Raw genomic sequence first — 18,177 nt, forward strand, 5'->3', positions numbered from 1 at the left:
CAAAGATACGCATTATTTCCGTATAACCAACGAGTTACAGTTCTTTTTCTGCATAATTCGCGCTAAAAACGGTGCAAAGTTACATAATAGTTCCCGTTTGTTTCTGCTACACAACATGTGAATTCATACTATTTATTATTATTTAACACGAAGCCCCGCTGGCTTAAAACCAACGGGGCTTGTCTTGTGTCTGCTTTTTCCCTTCACAGGGATACCGGCAGATGAACTTTATTTTATTACTTTAGTATTAAAACTACTTATTCGCCCTCACGGGATACTTATTCAGGAATGGACACAAGAAGTTTACCACCCGGAATACGCAGTTTTTTTTGATTATAAATTATATCTTGATAAAAGAAGAACAGAGAACTCCGCTCTTCTTTTTACTTTTTCAGATTATTACTTTACAATAGCTTTAACAGCTACTTCACCTTCCACTGCGACAATTACCACACCTGCCGGTACATTAATTGAGGCATTGCTTGATGTAATAACAGTGCTAGCAACAACCTGACCTAATACGTTAGAGATTGTTACAGTCTTTCCTTCTGCGTTCAATATTCTAACTGCACCCTTTTCTACAACTACAGATACTGTAGGAACAGCATCAATACTACCATTACCAGTAGCAACTTCGTCCAACGCATCTTCGATATTGAAAATCTGAGCATTGTTGATCAGTTCCTGCATCAAACTTGCATCGTCAGCATGATCGGAACCTATTGTTGTGAACTTAGCCAATACCGGACAAGAGTTCTGAACCTTCACCCAAGCACCCTTGAATGAACCGATATCTGAACCAACACCGTTAGATTCGATCAGGAAGTCTTTTTCAGGATCTTCATTGATCAGACGCAAAGAGAATGCATAGTTAGCATGTTTGCCATCCAATGTTTTCTTATCAAATACAGTTGCATCAGCAAATGTAGCAGGATCAACCACGCTATATTTTGCTTGTACGCTTTCCAATGTGTTACCACCTTTCAGAATATACAGATATTCAACACCATCTTCTACACGATAGATAGCTTCAACGAAACCAAGACGATCATAACCTGAGTATTTAAACTTGTCTGCATTGTTTAGCATTCCTGTTTTGCCTTCGATAGAATCAGTCAGATTAACGAAGAATCTACCTGCCAGATAACCGATATAAGGTACAGTATGGTCACTATGAGCATCACCTTCCTTAATATATCCATGTTCGTCAGTTGCACACCATTTACCATCTTGTACAGTTGCAGTATCCACAGCAAACAAATACTGAGGCATTACTTCGTTAGAAGCTTTCACATATTTAGCATACATAGCAGTAGTAGTATTCTTGCCTACCGGAGTGATACCTTGTGCAGTCAGACCCAGATAACCAAAGTCTTTTACAAAGCTAGGAGCACCTACCTGATTGTTTGCATCTTCATACAGATATTCTTTAGCAGTACCTCTCTGACGGAAGATTTTAGCAGTCTTAGCATCAGTGATTGTACGATACAATGATACATTTTCAGCACCTACAGCAAAAGCAGAAGCTCTTGAAGAAGCGATATTGTCAAGTGTTTCACTACTCAAACGACCAACATTGTCAAGACAATGAGCCTGTCCTAAACCATTAGTTGTACCAGTCAAAGTAAGAGCGCTTTCTTTTGTGCCCAGACCTGAATTATTGATATCGATCAATACATAGTATTTTTCTTCACCCTTCACCTGATCGGCTTTCAAATAGAACACTGCTTTAGATACTGTAGTAGAAGCCTTTGCGTTCAACTCTGTAGCTTCTTTATCAGTCATTGCATAGTAATACGGCAGTTCACCATAGGTGCTAACCAGGAATACATAATATTTGTCATTATCAATCAGGTTAGCATCTTTTACTTTTAAAGTATAACCAGTTCTAATCAACTGAGGCAGACCAGCTACACCAGCACCTGCGCCAAAAGCAACATCTGTTGCTGCAGTTACAGCTTCAGCTTCGAAGAAAGCATCTTTTGAATCAGACGGAGCAAAGTTTTTGTCAGCAGTCACATCCAGATATAAGTCTTTGTTTACAAACAAATTGTAAGCAAGATTGTATTTAGTGATGATCAGATCCGTCAGGTTCTTGTAACCATGATGTTCGCTAGTCAAAGCTGCAACATCAGTTATAGGATCAATTGCATAAGAAGTTTCATTGTCTAAAGTCTTTATTCCTTTATAGTCTTTATTAATGGTAAAATAACTACCATCAGCATCAACATACAACTGACCATTAAACATAGGAGCTGTGAAAGCAGTTACGTTAACACCATATTCACGGTTCTTCATATCTATTGTAGTACAACCTGTTGCATCAACAACCCACATAGTAGCAGGCATATCGTTGTAGTTCTGAGCAGCGGTACCATCGCTATATTTTTCAATAGCATCAAAGATAATAGCTCCATTAAAATTACATACCACACTCTTTCCATCCACAACTCGTTTGATAGAATACAGATTCGGAGTTAGAGTGGCACGTGTCAGATATTCAAAGTTTCTATCTGCGTAAGTAAACTTTGTTTTCAAAGAACCTGGCAAAGCAAAACCATCAAGTTCTGTATTATAAGCTGTGATGACAGACTGTGTTGCTGTTAGATCACCAATACGAATTACCACCTGACCAATAGTAGCATCCTGCAAATCGGTTGCGCTTGTAGCAGTAGCATTAAAGAATCCGGAAAGCTTATTATTTACAGAGTTAAATGCATAATCGCCATTCAACCAAGCATTGTTAGCCGGATTCTTACTCAAAGCATTCAGCGGTTCAAATACCAAACTGTCTTGAGAAGGATGATAAGTAACCTTGAAAGCAGAACGAGCCATCCAAGTAGCTTCTGTCATTCCAGAACCAGCAGGTATACCAGCTGCCGCCAATTTACCTTCGCTCAAATCTAATTTCAAGAACTTTGATTGATTAGGATAGAAATCAGGAGAAACATACAGATACTCAGTTCCCGTTTTCAGGTAAACATAGTCTGCTTCCTTATTATTAGCAGTGATACCCATCTTATCTGCATCATAACCTGCAGCAGTAGAAATGTCTGTGCCAACAGCTTCTGCCATAAATTGATTGTCTAAAAATACACTTGCAGCAGTAGGTACCTTTGACGAAGCAATCTTAAATGTATCGCTGGCGATCACGCTCATTGCTTTAGCTGCATCAGCCAACAGATACTTGAAGTCTACTTTTCTATTCAGATCATCAGCCGTCAAAACGATAGCTTCAGCCAATACAGGTTGCAATGTAACTGCTTCTGCAACAGAAGAAGCAGCAGTACCAGCTACCGCTTTAGTGTATTTCACAGTAATAATGTCACCTGCGGTATTCTTCTGTAGTACAGCAACAGAGTCTTGAGTAAAATAAGAATAGACTTTCGCTGCCGGGAATTTAGTAGCACCATTATCGTTGGTAGTATACCATGCCCAGTTATCTAAACAACCTTCAACGACAGAAGCAGGAGTTGCATCACTTGTTAATTCAGCAGCAGTTTTCACTGTTGCAGGAGCAATAGCTTTTGCTACATCAATAGCTAAGGGCATACCAGTTTCTTTGTTTACATAGTTAAATATGTAACCACTGTTAGCATCAGGTTTAACCTCAATTGACCACAAAGAAGCATTGATAGGAGCAGTAGCAACAGCTACCATTTTCATTGTCAATACACCGGTAGTCAGATTACGTTCCTGAACCAATACATTGCCAGCTCCATCAGACAACTGATACAGCTTATTTTCAAATTTGGTAATAGTGTTAGCTTGGCCATCTTCGCTCATAGTTTCTGCCGGACGCAAACCCACATTATGACCTACCGTTCTTACAGTAGATGCAGCAAAGACTCCAGTACTAGATGCCAGCAAAGCGCCAACAAGTAAAGTAGAAAACTTTTTGTTCATAATTCTAAATTTAATATTAATACTAATGTTCGTAATGTTTCGTATCTGTTTGAACGTTTCTAAATGTTAATGACTAGCTAAAACGTTCCTTTTTTCTCGTCATCGATTTGTAGAACAAAAGAGTTTGTAATGAAAAGCGACAATTTCGTACTAATCTTACTATTCAATTGATAAGAAAGAACATACGATTTCATTTTTTTCTTTGGAAAGGATTGCAAATCCAAAAGGAATTTGTACTTTTGTTGACGAGAAAAAAGGAACCTTTTAATTAGTCACTATTTTTCGCCTCATTTTAGATTTATACCACTGTATTACAAAACCTTACAAACATCAAAGCAACATTGTTAATATTTGTAACCGACAAACATCTATAAAGCCTGTTATTAATGTACACGTACATTATATAATAGAAAAGCACATAGACGTGTCACCCGTCACGCCCTTCAAACACCTACCAATCAGACTATTGCTGTGACACCACCTGATAAAAGTTCCCATACCGCGTATGTTTGCGTTCTACACCCAGTGAAACCAGTAATTTGCCAAAATTGGCTGCCGATACGCTTCGCATAGCTGCCGGATTACATTTTTTCAATCGTTTGAAGATTTCGGCAGATGAAAGAGACAATGCTTCCTCACCATATTCGGCCGGACGAAAGCAAGAGTGGAATACCTCCTCCTCGACCGGACTCTTATAGAAAGCAGCATTCGAAACCATTATCTTTGCTTCTTCTTCCCCCGTAAACCAATAACGTTCGCCGGCAAGTAATTCCGCTTTCAATTGGGCATACAGCTGGGCATGATCCACAGGCGAACAGTCGATCTTCTCCTCTATCTCAACACAAAGAAAACGGCGGCTTCCGGTCGGATCAGTCAGCAACTCTTTCTGATTGGAAGTTGCTATAAATGAAGCGATACGGGGAAGTGAACTATAATTCTTTTGATGTGCCTTACGAATATTCAAGCCGACCATCTGCATCAGATTTTTCAATAAAGCCATTTTGCGCGGTGAGAATTTATCGAACTCATCCAGGTTTATCAAACCGAATTCCGACAATTTACGTTCAGATCCTGTCTGGCTGGCAAGATCAAAACTATCTGTATAATAACGCTGTAACTCACCAGGTAGTAACATTTTACAAAATGTAGACTTTTGTTTTCCCTGTTTACGACTTACCAAAACCGGTGCGACGCTATTGGCATGCAATACGTCCATTCCTAACCATTGTGCCGTCATACCCAGCAACCAGCGATGAAAACCTTCCACCCACAAGGGCGTTTCCGACACCCGACGAGCCAATCCGCTTATCCTGTCTGTACCGTCCCAGTGAGGCAATTCGTTCATAAACAGATGAAACGGATGATATTCGACTATATTACCCGAATAAATATATCGTGAAATATCACGATCCCAACAATCGAGACCACTCTTTCTGGCCACTATGCAGAAGCTGTTCAAGTCACGCTGACCGACCGGCATAAACTGACAATCGGTGACATGCCGCATCCGGTATTCCGTTTCCCCAGTCAGTTTATTAAAACGAAAATCATACTGCTTCTCCAGAAAATCTTCCATTTTCATAAGAGCATCCGTCATTTTACCCGCAGGTGATTTTTCAACATGCCTGTCAGTCACTACGGATTGTTTCACTTTACGGTTGCCGCTTGCTTCTCCCAGGCAGTTTTGGACCCACCGTAGCACTGTTTCAATAAGATTTTTCATACTTTTCATACGTTGATTTTTTATGTATTTTCACCGAAGGTATAACGCGGATAACGGGTTTTGCAAATTTGCAGGCCACAACTTTTCCGGAAACTCATCTAATGAAAAGCCTTGTATATCTTGTTGCACAGGTCATATATTATTAGTATATTCGTAGGCGCTTTTTCATCGTTCCACAATAGTAAAGCGTTCGCCTTACAACTGTAAAACAATCACCTAACAGTTGTCAAACGATCGCTCAACAATTGTAAGGCGATAAAAAGGAAGGCACTTAAATACTAATTACTCATGAAAATCGAACGAATATGTCAGCAGAATATGACTTCTACAGTAACCCGATACCACGGGGTAGCAACAGAAAACCGCGTTTACATGCACGCATAGTAACAAGCGGGACAATCGACACGGAAGATCTGGCGAAAGAAATACACTCCCGGTCTACTTTAACGATAGGAGATATCCAGGCTACCCTGGTCTCTCTCAGTAATGCGATAACTCTACATCTGCAGGAAGGCGACCGTATTCATATCAAAGGTTTGGGTTATCTGCAAATGACACTCCAATGTCCTCCGGTCAAGTCGCCCAAAGAGATACGAGCCGAATCGATCAAGTTCAAATCCATCGCCTTTCGCCCGGAAATAGCATTGAAGAAAGCACTGAAATCAACTACGTTCGTACGTACCACCCGGAAAAACCATTCCAACAAATATTCGGAGATAGAGGTAGATGGCCTGCTGACCGGGCATTTCCTCGATCACACCTATATCAGCAGAGAAGAATTTCAATATTTATGCGGATTTACCAAAGGGACGGCCAACCGCAGACTGGCGAAATTAATACAGGACGGAAAATTAAAGAAAGAAGGGTTATACCGTTTTCCGGTTTATGTGCCGGTTCCCGGTAATTACAGAAAATAACAAAGGTGAAACGAGAGGTTTCACCTTAACAAGCTGTTCATGTGTCCATTACATCAAATGTGACAGGTGAAGGGTATGCGTTGAAACAACTACGGCATCGGTAGAAAACCCTCCGCCCTCACTGTCCAGCTTCCATCTTGCGGGAATCCGGGAGCTTCGCCCGACGATCCGTCCCAACCGGCAGCCATCATGGCAACAGCAGTTAATAAAGCTCCGTTGGACGGGAAGTAAGGAAACGGACCGCCTGTAGCCAATCCATGTTCATCAAACTGGAACCCACCTACCGGATGAAGCAGGAAGATAAGTCGGATCGATCTTTTCATTTTCTCATGATTTAAATGTAACAGTCTCAAATATACAACTTTTCCATCCTATACACCTTCCTTTCTCTTTCCCCGTTAACAATATTTATCGGTAAAAAGAATCGCCATCTACTTAAATTAAGTAGATTTGCGAAAAGATAGTAGATTAAAATTCAAATAATTGAAGAGACATGGAAAGACTGACAGCACAAGAAGAAGACATTATGCTCTATATTTGGAGACTAGGTCCCTGCTTTATCCGGGATATACTGAACGAGATGCCTGAGCCCCGCCCGCCTTATACGAGCGTGGCCTCTGTGATCCGTAACCTGGAAAAGAAGAAATATGTCACACCGAAAAAGTTCGGAACCATCACACGGTTCTCTCCCAAGGTGAAAGAGGCTGACTACAAGCGTACTTTCATGTCGAACGTTGTAGAGAATTACTTCACCGGCTCTTACAAAGAGATGGTATCCTTTTTTGTCCGTAACCGTAAACTGACAAAAAGCGATTTGCAGGATCTGATGAATCAGATAGAAAATGAAGAATAGGTAAAAACGAATCATTATGGAAACATCGATACTGGCCTATTTCCTGAAGGTAAACCTGGCGCTGGCAATCCTTTATATCTGCTACCGCCTGTTATTCCGGGACGACACATTTTTCCGGTTGCGCAGGGGCGTCCTGCTTTCCGTCTACCTGATCGCGTTCCTCTACCCGCTGCTGGATATCAGTTTCTGGTTATCCTCCCGTGAGAGCATGACGGAGATTGTAAACTACTATTCAACGATCCTTCCTTTGAAAACTGCAGCAATCGCCGACAACACTTCGGTAGCCACCGAACCGGCCTGGCAGGCTATAGCTGAAAGCTGCCTGTTACTGGTTTATCTGGCAGGTGTTGCCGTATTGTTATTACGTTGCCTGACGGAGCTGATCGTTGTAATCAGACTCCGGTTCGGTAGTCCGGAACAAGAGATAAACGGAACAACTATCCATCTATTACCCACAGGAGAAGAACCTTATTCCTTCTTCGGCTGGATATTCGCTTCTCCGGATTCGCATACCTCGCAGGCATTGGAAGAGATATTGGTACACGAAAAGACGCATGTCCGTCAGTTTCATTCGGCCGATGTGGTTCTCGGAGAGATCGTATGTATCCTATGTTGGATCAACCCCTTTGTCTGGTTACTGAAAAAAGAGATCGGCAGCAACCATGAATATCTGGCAGACGAACAGGTGATGCTTGCCGGATATAATAAGAAAGAATACCAGTACCATCTGATCGGACTGGAACATCCCGATAGGGCTATAGCAAAACTATATAACAATTTCAGTGTCTTACCATTAAAAAAGAGAATTACTATGTTAAACAAAAAAAGAACCGGCAGGGTCGGGAAAGTAAAGTACCTGACACTGCTACCGCTGGCGGCCGGCTTATTGCTGCTCAACAACATCGACGCGATGGCACGGATCGTGAACCGGCAAGCAACTACCCCCACTCCCGTACAACAGACAGAGGTTGTGCCTGCACCGAAAGTCTCCTCTCTGGAAGTAGCAACACCGCTACCACCGGAAGACGACAAAGTGTATCAGGTAGTAGAAGTAATGCCAGAATTTCCCGGAGGACAAAACGAACTGCTAAAATACCTGGCAAGAAATATCAAATATCCGGAAGAATCAGTAAAGAATAAAGAAGAAGGCAGAGTTTCACTCACTTTTATTGTCAACAAAGACGGCAGCATTTCGGATGTCAAGGTAGTAAGAAACGCTACTCCGGCATTGGATGCAGAGGCGATACGGATAGTCAAAAGCATGCCTAACTGGACTCCCGGAAAAGAAAAAGGAAAAGATGTTCGGGTTGCTTATACTGTTCCAGTAACCTTCAGGCTCCAATAAATAGCAGATTAAACATATAATTCCCTTTTTGAGACAGACACAAAAAAGGCATGAAACTTTCCCAAATGCTGGCAGGCGATCAGAAAAGTAACATGCCCATAGCCCTTCTCAAAAAGGGATATTTTTATTTATTCACTTAAACCGCTTCTCCAACTCTTCATCGGTGAGCATCGAAACAATCGTTTTCCCGTCGGGTGTCAAGTTTGAATCCGGACAGGAGAAAAGAGTGGCGATCAAATGATCCATCTCATCGGCAGACATCACTTTCCCCGGACGAATGGCAGCCGCCTTGGCCAAAGCCAACGCGATCGACTCACAAATCTCCTCGTGTACTTCACAGCCCGTTTCTATGGCACGGCTAACAATATCCTTTATCAAAACAACCTGATCCACATTCTCCAGTCCGGTGGGTAAGCCATTGATTGCATAGCTGTTATTCCCCAGGTTAGAGAGATCGAAACCGATAAAACGCATATCTTCCAACAACACAGGCAAAACAGCAGCCTCGGCCGCGGTAAACTCGATAATTTCCGGGAAAAGCACCTGCTGGGAAGCTCCTTTCTGTTGACGGATATTATTCAAATACTGGTCGAACAGGATACGGACATGTGCCCGGTGCTGATCGATCAACGCCAATCCCGACTTGAGCGAAGTAATAATATAACGTCCTTTATACTGGTAACAAGGGGTAGTTGTCTCAGCAAACAAAGCCTCGTCACCAGCAACCACCTTAACGGGTTCCGGTGTCTCCACCTCCTCCGTTTCCAATACTTCACCCATCATTTCCAGATCCTTACGCACGGCATCCCGGTCACTCTCAAATCCCTGATAAAGTTGAGACCAGTCGAACTCCTGCTTTTTTGAAGAAGGAGACGAAGACGACGACGAGGGCGAATACGAGGACGATGAAGAGCTCTTAAACGGATTGTATCCGGAGTCGAGTTGCACAGTAGGAGACTTAAAACCATCCGCCTCCCTGACCGGGTTATAGACCGGTATATCGATTGCGTCCTCCACATCGAAGTCGATGGTAGGGATAGCACTCGACTTGGCCAGTGCCTCACGGGTGGCAGCCATCAGTATCTGCCAGATAGGTTGTTCGTTCTCGAATTTAATCTCAGTTTTGGTCGGATGGATATTTACATCGATCGTGGAAGGATCGAGCGTGAAATAGATAAAATAGTTGGGTTGTTCGCCGGGAGGGATCAACTGTTCATAAGCCTGCATAACCGCCTTATGAAAGTATGGATGTTTCATGAAACGTCCGTTCACGAAAAAGTATTGCAGTGCCCCGCGCTTTTTGGCAGAGTCGGGACGGCCTACAAAACCGGAAATAGTGACCAGCGAGCTTTGTGCATCCACAGAAAGCAGCTTCTGGTTCAGGTTCTTGCCGTAAACGTTTATAATACGCTGGCGCAAACCAGATTCCGGCAAATTAAATATCTCGGTATCATTATGATTCAGCCCCAAAGCCACCTGAGGGTTCACCAATGCGATCCGTTCGAACTCATTTATTATATTACGAAACTCCGTCTCGTTCGATTTCAGGAATTTACGCCGGGCCGGTACATTAAAGAACAGATTCTTTATAGAAAAAATACTACCTTCCGTGCAGGCGTCAGGCTCGATATCCTGCAAGGTGGAACCTGCCATCGAGAGCCTCGTACCGAGTTCGGCGCCTTGCAACCGGGTACGCAATTCTACATGGGCTACCGCTGCGATCGAAGCGAGGGCCTCTCCACGGAATCCCATCGTATGGAGCGAAAAGAGGTCGTCGGCAGAAGATATCTTCGAAGTGGCATGCCGCTCAAATGCCATGCGGGCATCGGTTTCAGACATACCTTTCCCGTCATCGACCACCTGGATCAATGTACGCCCTGCATCCTTGATGTTCACCTGGATGTGACCAGCTCCTGCATCTATCGCATTTTCAACCAGTTCCTTTACAACGGAAGCAGGCCGTTGAATAACTTCACCGGCCGCTATCTGATTGGCTATACTGTCAGGTAATAAATGAATTATATCGCTCATGACCAGAACAAATACCAGAATAATGCACCCAGAACCGCAAGAGCAACAAGCAATTTAACGCTCTTATATGTACGGCTACGCGCATTGTCCCCCTTGTCGAGGCTTTTCTTCAGGTGAGAAGTTCCTTCGACAAAGGTTCCTTTTATCTGAGGTTTATATTCTTCCAGCGACTCTTCCATTCCCATCTCGCGTTTTATTTTGCGTACGCGTTCCTCCATAGCCTCTCTGTGGGGATCCCAGTAAATCGGCTTATGGTCGTATTGACGGGGCTTACGCATATTATAAAATGAGAAAAGTGCCATAACTTAACAAATTTAATAGTGAATTTTATTCCTCATGTTTAAATTTATTGTCACTTCTAACCGGTGCGTCTTCCACTTTCTTCTTCACCACAGTGTATATATCATCTTTGTTTTTCGGACGCAGGTAGTCATACCAATAAAAATCCTTCAGTGTTTTCTGTTCCGGCTTTAGGTCGGGTATCGGTGTCAGATTACCCAGTGGGGTCGGCCATATCTTAAGCTTTTCGAGCTTATTATCTTTTACCCAGATCGTAAGGAAACCACTCTTGGTTTCATTCAAACCGATCTTGGCTCCATCGCTTTCCAACGGATAATAGATCGACTCCGCATTTCCCTCCACATCAATCTGCCGGACAGCCTGACCTTCAAAGTAAGCTTTGAGATCGTTCCCTTTCAGTTGATTATAATAAGTCGAATCGAGATGCTGCACCGCAAACGCAAACTGTATGACATGTGCATATTCGATCGTACTGTCATTCATAAAAATTTCTATCGTATCTCCGTACAACTGATACTGTTCGTTCCATAAAATCGGATTATCATACATATATAATATGGAATCACGGGTATTGAACTGCATCGAATCGCAAACACCCTGCATATCGATACGGTAGAAACGTACCCCATGAAAAGCCTTTATCTCACGAGCTGTCGAATCGAGTGTCGACATTTCAAGGGTATCGGCATGCAGATACAAGGTATCTTTCTGCGAATATTCCAGGAAACGGGCACTGTCGGTAGCAAAAGCATACTCCGTCCGTTCATTATAATAACCGTACTGGCCTTCCAAAGTAACCTTCTGCGCCGTATCTACCAGGCACATATTTCCAAATGCTTCCCCAAAACCGGCATCCTGATTATACGAGATAGAATCGCCGATCAAGACTCTGTTTCCCGAATACACTTCGGAACGGTCAAGCAGTAAGGATGTATTTGTTTCCGTATTGTACCACCCACGGGAAGAATGGATCGTTCCACTATCCGATACAATAATAGAAGGTCCTAATATCGTCGCTATTTTCGATTCTGTATTGTAATGGAGCGTATCCGAATACAATGTAAAATTAGGATTCTCCAAACGTACGCTATCGTTAAATATCGCCAGCTTCGTACCCGGAGAATATTGTCCGTAAAACGATGAAAGTTGATTCAGGGAATCGACGATCAGACCGCCGTCAAAATAATATCCGATATCCGGAATACGCTCATAGTTCAGGCTGTCGGTAAAAAGCGTTACCTGACCGTTCTCCATACGGACGTTTTCACGCAGGTAAGCGATCTGGGTATCTCCGTCATAAAACAAATAGTTACCATACACAAACAGAGTGTCGCCCTGCTCCATCCTCACATTGCTGAAAGCTTCCAGTGAGTTCGTTGTCTCAAAAAAGTAAGCACTGTCACAATACATATATGAACTATCGTGACGGAAGCACACATCTCCTTGCAGAAACTGTGCATCCTCTTTCATCACTTCCTTATCATAAGACACCGTATCGGCATGCAACAGATAGACCAGCGTTTTTTTAGTAGTGACAGTATCGACAGGCTGTGTTTCTCCTTGTCTGACAGGAATAGAATCCTGTGTTTGTGCAAATACCCAAACAGTCAGTAAACAGAATAGACCTGTAAGAAAAAACTTATTTACAATTTTCATTCTTTCACCCAACCCGGATACTTGAAGTCACAGTTACGCCATCCTTCTGAAATACGTACATAGGTCGTTTTTTGTTTCTTCAGGATCCAGTCATTCAATAATTCTTCTCTTTTTTGCTGTTCTACCAGGTTTTTCATAGCCTGGAAGTCGTCTGAAAGATTTGCTTTATGTTGTTCAGTACGTGACTTCAACTTGACAATAGCTACTACCTCTTTCTGTTTGTCGGATATCATGGTAAACGGTTTGGAAATCTCGCCAACCTGCATGTTATAAACGACTTTACCCACTTCCTGCGGAAGTTCCTGCATTTCGAACTTAGGCGTACCGAAGTTATTTCCTTCATGGTTCTGATTCACCATCAACCCTTTGTTGTTACGGGTATCCTTATCGTACGAAACGAATGTGGCAGCTTCTTCAAACGAGAACTTATTTGCTTGCAAGTCGGTATACAAGGAGTCCATACGAACAGTCGCCTCAGTCAATTCCTTTTCAGAAACTTTCGGCTTCAATAGGATATGACGGCAATTGATACGGTTACCACGTTTCTCGATCAACTGAATGATATGGTAACCATATTCAGTCTGAACGATCTGTGATACACGCTTCGGATCAGACAGGTTGAAAGCGACATTGGCAAACTCCGGTAGCAAGTCTGTCTTACTCATGAAACCCAGTTCGCCTCCTCTGGCAGCCGAACCCGGATCTTCCGAATACAAGCGGGCCAATGTGGAAAATTCCATCTTACCACTGTTGATCTGCTCCGTGAAATCACGCAGACGGGCTTTGATAGCATCGGTCACATCGAACGGAATCTTCGGTTCGAAAGTGATGATCTGCACCTCCACTGTTGTCGGGATAGTCGGCAGACTGTCTTTCGACAACTGGTTATAGAACTTACGGATCTCGGACGGAGTCAATTTGATCTCACCGACCAGTTTCCGCTGCATTTCCTGCGTGATCTGTTGTTCGCGAATCATATCCTTACGCTCGTCCTTGATCTGCGAGATCTTCTTTCCGAAATATTCTTCCACTTTTTCCCGTGAGCCGATCTGGTTGATCGCCCAGTTGACCCACTGGTCTGCAGCCTGGATAATCTGTCCTTCACCGACTTCGATACTGTCGATCTTCGCCTGGTTCAGATACAACTTCTGTATTGCCATCTGCTCCGGAATCACACAATAGGGATCGCCGTCCAGACGCTGGCCTTCGTTTTGCATATACAAACGCTGCGTTTCTATGTCCGAACGTAAAATCGCATCATCTCCTACCACCCACACTATTTCATCAATCACATTATCCTGTGCCATTGCCACACAAGATAAGCAGGCAAGAAAGAATACAGTTAAAATCTTTTTCATCATATCTACTTTATAAGTTACAAATTACGGTTCTGTATAAAATTTTACATCACCTCCTCTGACTGCATCATTATATAATTCTTCTTCAAACGTCTTCAAAAAATCAACTTTCCGCTGGTTGATAAGCATTTCCGTGATCTGCGGACTTGCATAATCGTATGGAGCGACACTTCCTACCGAAAGATACTCCTTGATATTCAGCAGATAACAATAACTACTATCGGCTACTTCCACAAACTTGTTCGCTTTCAGATAAGCGTTCGGATCAGACACATGAACGGGAAGATTATCCATCACCTCGTCAAAGTCCACCCATTTGTCGTAAAAGTAGTCATAAATAGTGGCATTTTGCACACTATACTTCTCTATTTTTTCCAAAGAGGCCTCAGAAGTCGATTTATACCACCCTTTTACATCAGAAAGACCGGGAGCATCCACCGGTATCTTCAGGAAAAGACCTTTGATCAGGGCCTTATCAAGGGTAAACTTTTTCTGATTCTCTTCATAATAGTTCAGCTTATCGCTCTCTCGGATATTAGCTGACAACTTTTCTTTTATCAATTGTTCCTGATAACGGTAACGGATCAGCGAATGGCGGTATTCTTCCACGAGCTTGTCAACCTCTTCTTTCTCGTTTCCGAGGTTCCGCTGAGCGACTTCATAAACCAGGGCATCTTTCACCCATTTCTTTACAAAGCTTTCGGCTAACAACAAACTATCCGCAGAGGATATCCCCCGCGGAATCAGACTAACCACTTCCGAACGTTTCAACGTCCGGTCCTTCACTCTTACCAGTACATCCGCATCGTCGGTTTGCTGGGTCCGTTTACAAGAACACAGCAAAGATACGAATGCTATAAAAATGAAGCAATACTTCATAACCTTCTCTTTCTTATTTCTTTAGTTTTTTCAACAATTTCCAATTAATAGTAACAGGATACTCTTTATTCAGCTGCTTCACCCACTCCTCTTCCAGAGTGGTCTGTTCTGCAGCCGGTTTACTCCAGATCTTCTCATTACTGATATTGAATAACAAAATACCATCACGATATTCCTGCATCAAATGCGTGAATTCAGGGTGTTTTGTCATCAGGTTTTTACGCTCTGCTGTCGTAACGATATCGCGGATGAAGAGATCGTACACTTCCTGCATGAAGTCTCCTGCATATGTTTTTGTGGAGAACGGGCAACGCTGGATATAGTAAGCGAATTCGCTCTGTGGAAAATCGGTATCTGCCAGGTGGAACAAGGTCTTGTTCATATCCTTTGCTTTTTCATAAAACTCCTTGTCTGTCGGGAAGTTATCATTGCAAAGAGCAACCAATTCTGCATATGCTTCCGGATAGAATTTATATCCGTATTCTTTCTTCAAACGCTCGTCGAATGCTTTATAATATTCGAAATTACGTTCGCCCTGTGCCATTATCTTCGACCAGGATTTTTTCTTTTCTTCAAAAGAAGGAATGCCACTCTTTCCGATTAGTTTGATAATATGATAACCGAAACGTGTTTTTACCGGCTGTGACAGCTCGCCAGGAGTAGTCAGAGCAAATGCCGCTTTTTCGAACGGTTCAACCATTTCGCCGACACCGAACCAGGGCAGCTCTCCCCCTTTTCTGGCAGACGCACCGTCGGAAGAATATTCTTGCGCCAACTCGCCGAAGTCGGCTCCGTTTTGTGCTTTTTTATAAACTTCGTCCGCCAATGCAAGTGTTTCGCTTTCGCTGCGCGTTACCGAATCTTTTTGGAAAGGGATCAGGACATGAGCGACATGACGCATACCCGGATTAGGTTTCCGGCTAAGCAGTTTTATAATATGAAATCCAAGGGTAGTGCGTACAGGCATCGACAACTCACCCGGCTGCATGGAATAGACTGCGTTTTCAAACGCTTTTATCGTCTGCATCGGCAACAGGCAACGGGTATATTCATAACCGGTATTTTCAGGATCTTCCTCTTTCAGCTCACGACCGACAGCAGCAATATCTTCTCCTCCCTTAATACGTTGGTATGCTTTCAGGGCTTTCTCGTATACGGCCACTGTATCTTTCGAAACGGTGTGCTCCGGCAAACGAAACAGGATATGACTTAATTCCATCACTTCACCCAGTCGTTCGTATTCTACACGAACTGCCGCTTCTTCACCATCCTTATCAGATAAATAACTTGAAGTCAATTGTGCGCGGTATCCCTCCAACTCATCTGTAAATTCTTTTGTCTTATCCATCCCGGCAGTCTCTGCATCGGTAACCTTCAGTTTGAAGTTCTTATACAGTTCCACATAATTCTCCAGCGACTTACGGTCTGCCAAATTTACTTCACCATTCTTCTTAGCCATAAAAACAAATTCCGCAAGAGGGACCTGCTTACCGGCCACAGTCATCACTACAGAGTCAGGCAAATTACGCGCTTCTCCTGTTAAACAAGCGAATACCAAAGATAATACAAGTAACTTTTTCATCAAAAATCTGTTTATCATACTACGTAGACATTACAAAAATAACACTAATCTAACGGACAACATCCTTAAAAAGTATGCTATCGGATTAAATTAGTGTTTTTTATATAACGGGAATTATCCGCATTTATTATTCGCCGCGGCTATAATTGGGTGCTTCCTGCGTAATGGCCACATCGTGCGGGTGACTCTCTTGTACACCGGCATTCGTGATGCGGGTAAATTTAGCCTTATGCAACTCATCGATATTATGAGCTCCGCAATATCCCATACCGGCACGCAGACCGCCTACCATCTGATAGATCACTTCAAATAAAGATCCTTTATAAGGAACACGGGCAGCAATTCCTTCCGGAACCAACTTCTTCACATCGTCTTCCACATCCTGGAAATAACGGTCTTTCGAACCTTTCTGCATAGCTTCCAGCGATCCCATGCCACGATATGATTTAAACTTACGTCCGTTAAAGATAATAGTTTCACCCGGCGACTCTTCCACACCGGCTAACAGGGAACCCATCATAACAGATGATCCGCCGGCAGCAATCGCTTTTACAATATCTCCCGAATAGCGAAGTCCGCCATCGGCAATTAAAGGAATGCCTGTTCCATCCAATGCTTTCGCCACGTCATAGATAGCCGACAACTGAGGCACACCCACTCCGGCAATCACACGGGTTGTACAGATCGAGCCCGGTCCGATACCCACTTTTACGGCATCGGCACCTGCATCGGCCAGGTATCTGGCAGCATCTCCGGTAGCGATGTTACCTACCACACAATCGATTTCCGGATATTGAGCCTTAATCTGCTTCAGGACATCCACTACTCCTTTGGAATGACCGTGAGCCGTATCGATAACCAATGCATCGGCACCAGCTTCAACCAGGGCAGCTACACGTTCGAATGTATTAAACGTCACACCCACTCCGGCCGCCACACGCAGACGCCCTTTGGCATCCTTGCAGGCAGAAGGTTTATCTTTCGCTTTTGTTATATCTTTATAGGTAACGAGTCCAATCAATTTATTGTGACTGTCCACAACTGGCAGCTTTTCGATCTTATGTCTCTGAAGGATCTGGGCGGCAGCTTCCAGGTCGGTAGACTGATCAGTCACCACCAGGTTCTCTTTCGTCATCACCTCATCGATCGAACGATTCATATCTCTTTCGAAACGCAGGTCACGGTTGGTGACGATACCTACCAGATAACCGCCTTCGTCTACCACAGGTATACCACCGATCTTGTATTCCGCCATCATAGCCAACGCATCGGCCACACGTTTTCCTTTTGTGATCGTCACAGGATCATAAATCATTCCGTTCTCTGCACGCTTAACGCTTTGAACCTGCTTGGCCTGTTCTGCGATCGTCATGTTTTTATGAATAACGCCGATACCGCCTTCGCGGGCAATAGCAATAGCCATCTTTGCCTCGGTAACCGTGTCCATGGCCGCCGATACCATCGGAATATTCAATGTAATGTTTCGTGAAAACTTTGTCGAGAGGTCGACATTTCGAGGAAGAACTTCTGAGTAAGCAGGGATTAACAATACATCATCGAATGTTAATCCGTCCATAACTAACCTGTCTGCAATAAATGACATAAAACGTATGCTTTAAAAATTATT

The 18,177-nt window shown here is 43.3% G+C and carries 13 protein-coding genes; 3 read left to right on the forward strand and 10 right to left on the reverse strand.

What is annotated here, in order from left to right:
• Positions 1-399 precede the first annotated feature (399 nt).
• Entirely contained in the window at positions 400-3,870 is a 3,471-nt protein-coding gene (locus QZ076_RS05865; RefSeq protein WP_293711126.1) for a DUF6383 domain-containing protein, read from the reverse strand.
• A gap of 499 nt (positions 3,871-4,369) precedes the next feature.
• Entirely contained in the window at positions 4,370-5,629 is a 1,260-nt protein-coding gene (locus QZ076_RS05870; RefSeq protein WP_293711244.1) for a VapE domain-containing protein, read from the reverse strand.
• Between the two features lie 305 nt (positions 5,630-5,934).
• Here QZ076_RS05870 and QZ076_RS05875 point away from each other — a divergent pair, with 305 nt between their 5' ends.
• Positions 5,935-6,546 carry an HU family DNA-binding protein gene (locus QZ076_RS05875; RefSeq protein WP_293711128.1) on the forward strand — a complete coding sequence of 204 codons (612 nt, stop codon included), beginning with the start codon at positions 5,935-5,937 and terminating at the stop codon, positions 6,544-6,546.
• An 89-nt stretch (positions 6,547-6,635) separates the two neighbouring features.
• On the opposite strand, the gene QZ076_RS05880 is transcribed toward QZ076_RS05875, so the two are convergent.
• Positions 6,636-6,869 (reverse strand): hypothetical protein, encoded by a 234-nt coding sequence (locus QZ076_RS05880; RefSeq protein WP_293711247.1) that lies wholly within the window; start codon positions 6,867-6,869, stop codon positions 6,636-6,638.
• A 170-nt stretch (positions 6,870-7,039) separates the two neighbouring features.
• On the opposite strand from QZ076_RS05880, the gene QZ076_RS05885 reads away from it, so the two are divergent.
• A complete protein-coding gene (locus QZ076_RS05885) occupies positions 7,040-7,399 on the forward strand; it encodes a BlaI/MecI/CopY family transcriptional regulator (RefSeq protein ID WP_075558849.1) in 360 nt (119 codons plus the stop codon).
• A 16-nt stretch (positions 7,400-7,415) separates the two neighbouring features.
• Positions 7,416-8,744 carry a M56 family metallopeptidase gene (locus tag QZ076_RS05890; protein ID WP_293711131.1) on the forward strand — a complete coding sequence of 443 codons (1,329 nt, stop codon included), beginning with the start codon at positions 7,416-7,418 and terminating at the stop codon, positions 8,742-8,744.
• A gap of 132 nt (positions 8,745-8,876) precedes the next feature.
• Here the strand turns inward: QZ076_RS05890 and mutL are convergent, their stop codons facing one another.
• The 7 genes from mutL to guaB all read right to left on the reverse strand — a co-directional run bounded on the left by mutL (position 8,877) and on the right by guaB (position 18,153).
• Positions 8,877-10,775, reverse strand: a complete 1,899-nt coding sequence (gene mutL, locus QZ076_RS05895) for a DNA mismatch repair endonuclease MutL (protein ID WP_293711133.1) — start codon at positions 10,773-10,775, stop codon at positions 8,877-8,879.
• Positions 10,772-11,077, reverse strand: coding sequence for a hypothetical protein (locus tag QZ076_RS05900; protein ID WP_293711135.1), 306 nt, complete (start codon positions 11,075-11,077; stop codon positions 10,772-10,774). Before QZ076_RS05900 ends, mutL begins: the two co-directional genes overlap by 4 nt.
• Before the next feature lie 25 nt (positions 11,078-11,102).
• Positions 11,103-12,731 carry an OstA-like protein gene (locus tag QZ076_RS05905; protein WP_293711137.1) on the reverse strand — a complete coding sequence of 543 codons (1,629 nt, stop codon included), beginning with the start codon at positions 12,729-12,731 and terminating at the stop codon, positions 11,103-11,105.
• Positions 12,728-14,092 (reverse strand): peptidylprolyl isomerase, encoded by a 1,365-nt coding sequence (locus QZ076_RS05910; protein WP_293711139.1) that lies wholly within the window; start codon positions 14,090-14,092, stop codon positions 12,728-12,730. Before QZ076_RS05910 ends, QZ076_RS05905 begins: the two co-directional genes overlap by 4 nt.
• 21 nt (positions 14,093-14,113) lie before the next feature.
• The gene (locus QZ076_RS05915) at positions 14,114-14,968 is read right to left on the reverse strand and encodes a peptidyl-prolyl cis-trans isomerase (protein WP_293711140.1); all 855 of its coding nucleotides are present in this window, start codon (positions 14,966-14,968) and stop codon (positions 14,114-14,116) included.
• 13 nt (positions 14,969-14,981) lie between these two features.
• The gene (locus QZ076_RS05920; RefSeq protein WP_365324759.1) at positions 14,982-16,568 is read right to left on the reverse strand and encodes a peptidylprolyl isomerase; all 1,587 of its coding nucleotides are present in this window, start codon (positions 16,566-16,568) and stop codon (positions 14,982-14,984) included.
• 109 nt (positions 16,569-16,677) lie between these two features.
• Positions 16,678-18,153 (reverse strand): IMP dehydrogenase, encoded by a 1,476-nt coding sequence (gene guaB, locus QZ076_RS05925; RefSeq protein ID WP_293711158.1) that lies wholly within the window; start codon positions 18,151-18,153, stop codon positions 16,678-16,680.
• Between the last annotated feature and the right edge of the window lie 24 nt (positions 18,154-18,177).

The organism is uncultured Parabacteroides sp. (assembly GCF_905196875.1).
Taxonomy (GTDB): domain Bacteria; phylum Bacteroidota; class Bacteroidia; order Bacteroidales; family Tannerellaceae; genus Parabacteroides.

Excerpts from the sequence above, each read along its gene's own strand:
- guaB (WP_293711158.1), bottom strand. The coding sequence starts at position 18,153 with ATGTCATTTATTGCAGACAGGTTAGTTATGGACGGATTAACATTCGAT.
- QZ076_RS05870 (WP_293711244.1), bottom strand. The coding sequence starts at position 5,629 with ATGAAAAATCTTATTGAAACAGTGCTACGGTGGGTCCAAAACTGCCTG.
- QZ076_RS05880 (WP_293711247.1), bottom strand. The coding sequence starts at position 6,869 with ATGAAAAGATCGATCCGACTTATCTTCCTGCTTCATCCGGTAGGTGGG.
- QZ076_RS05915 (WP_293711140.1), bottom strand. The coding sequence starts at position 14,968 with ATGAAGTATTGCTTCATTTTTATAGCATTCGTATCTTTGCTGTGTTCT.
- mutL (WP_293711133.1), bottom strand. The coding sequence starts at position 10,775 with ATGAGCGATATAATTCATTTATTACCTGACAGTATAGCCAATCAGATA.
- QZ076_RS05910 (WP_293711139.1), bottom strand. The coding sequence starts at position 14,092 with ATGATGAAAAAGATTTTAACTGTATTCTTTCTTGCCTGCTTATCTTGT.
- QZ076_RS05885 (WP_075558849.1), top strand. The coding sequence starts at position 7,040 with ATGGAAAGACTGACAGCACAAGAAGAAGACATTATGCTCTATATTTGG.
- QZ076_RS05920 (WP_365324759.1), bottom strand. The coding sequence starts at position 16,568 with ATGATAAACAGATTTTTGATGAAAAAGTTACTTGTATTATCTTTGGTA.
- QZ076_RS05890 (WP_293711131.1), top strand. The coding sequence starts at position 7,416 with ATGGAAACATCGATACTGGCCTATTTCCTGAAGGTAAACCTGGCGCTG.
- QZ076_RS05905 (WP_293711137.1), bottom strand. The coding sequence starts at position 12,731 with ATGAAAATTGTAAATAAGTTTTTTCTTACAGGTCTATTCTGTTTACTG.
- QZ076_RS05875 (WP_293711128.1), top strand. The coding sequence starts at position 5,935 with ATGTCAGCAGAATATGACTTCTACAGTAACCCGATACCACGGGGTAGC.
- QZ076_RS05900 (WP_293711135.1), bottom strand. The coding sequence starts at position 11,077 with ATGGCACTTTTCTCATTTTATAATATGCGTAAGCCCCGTCAATACGAC.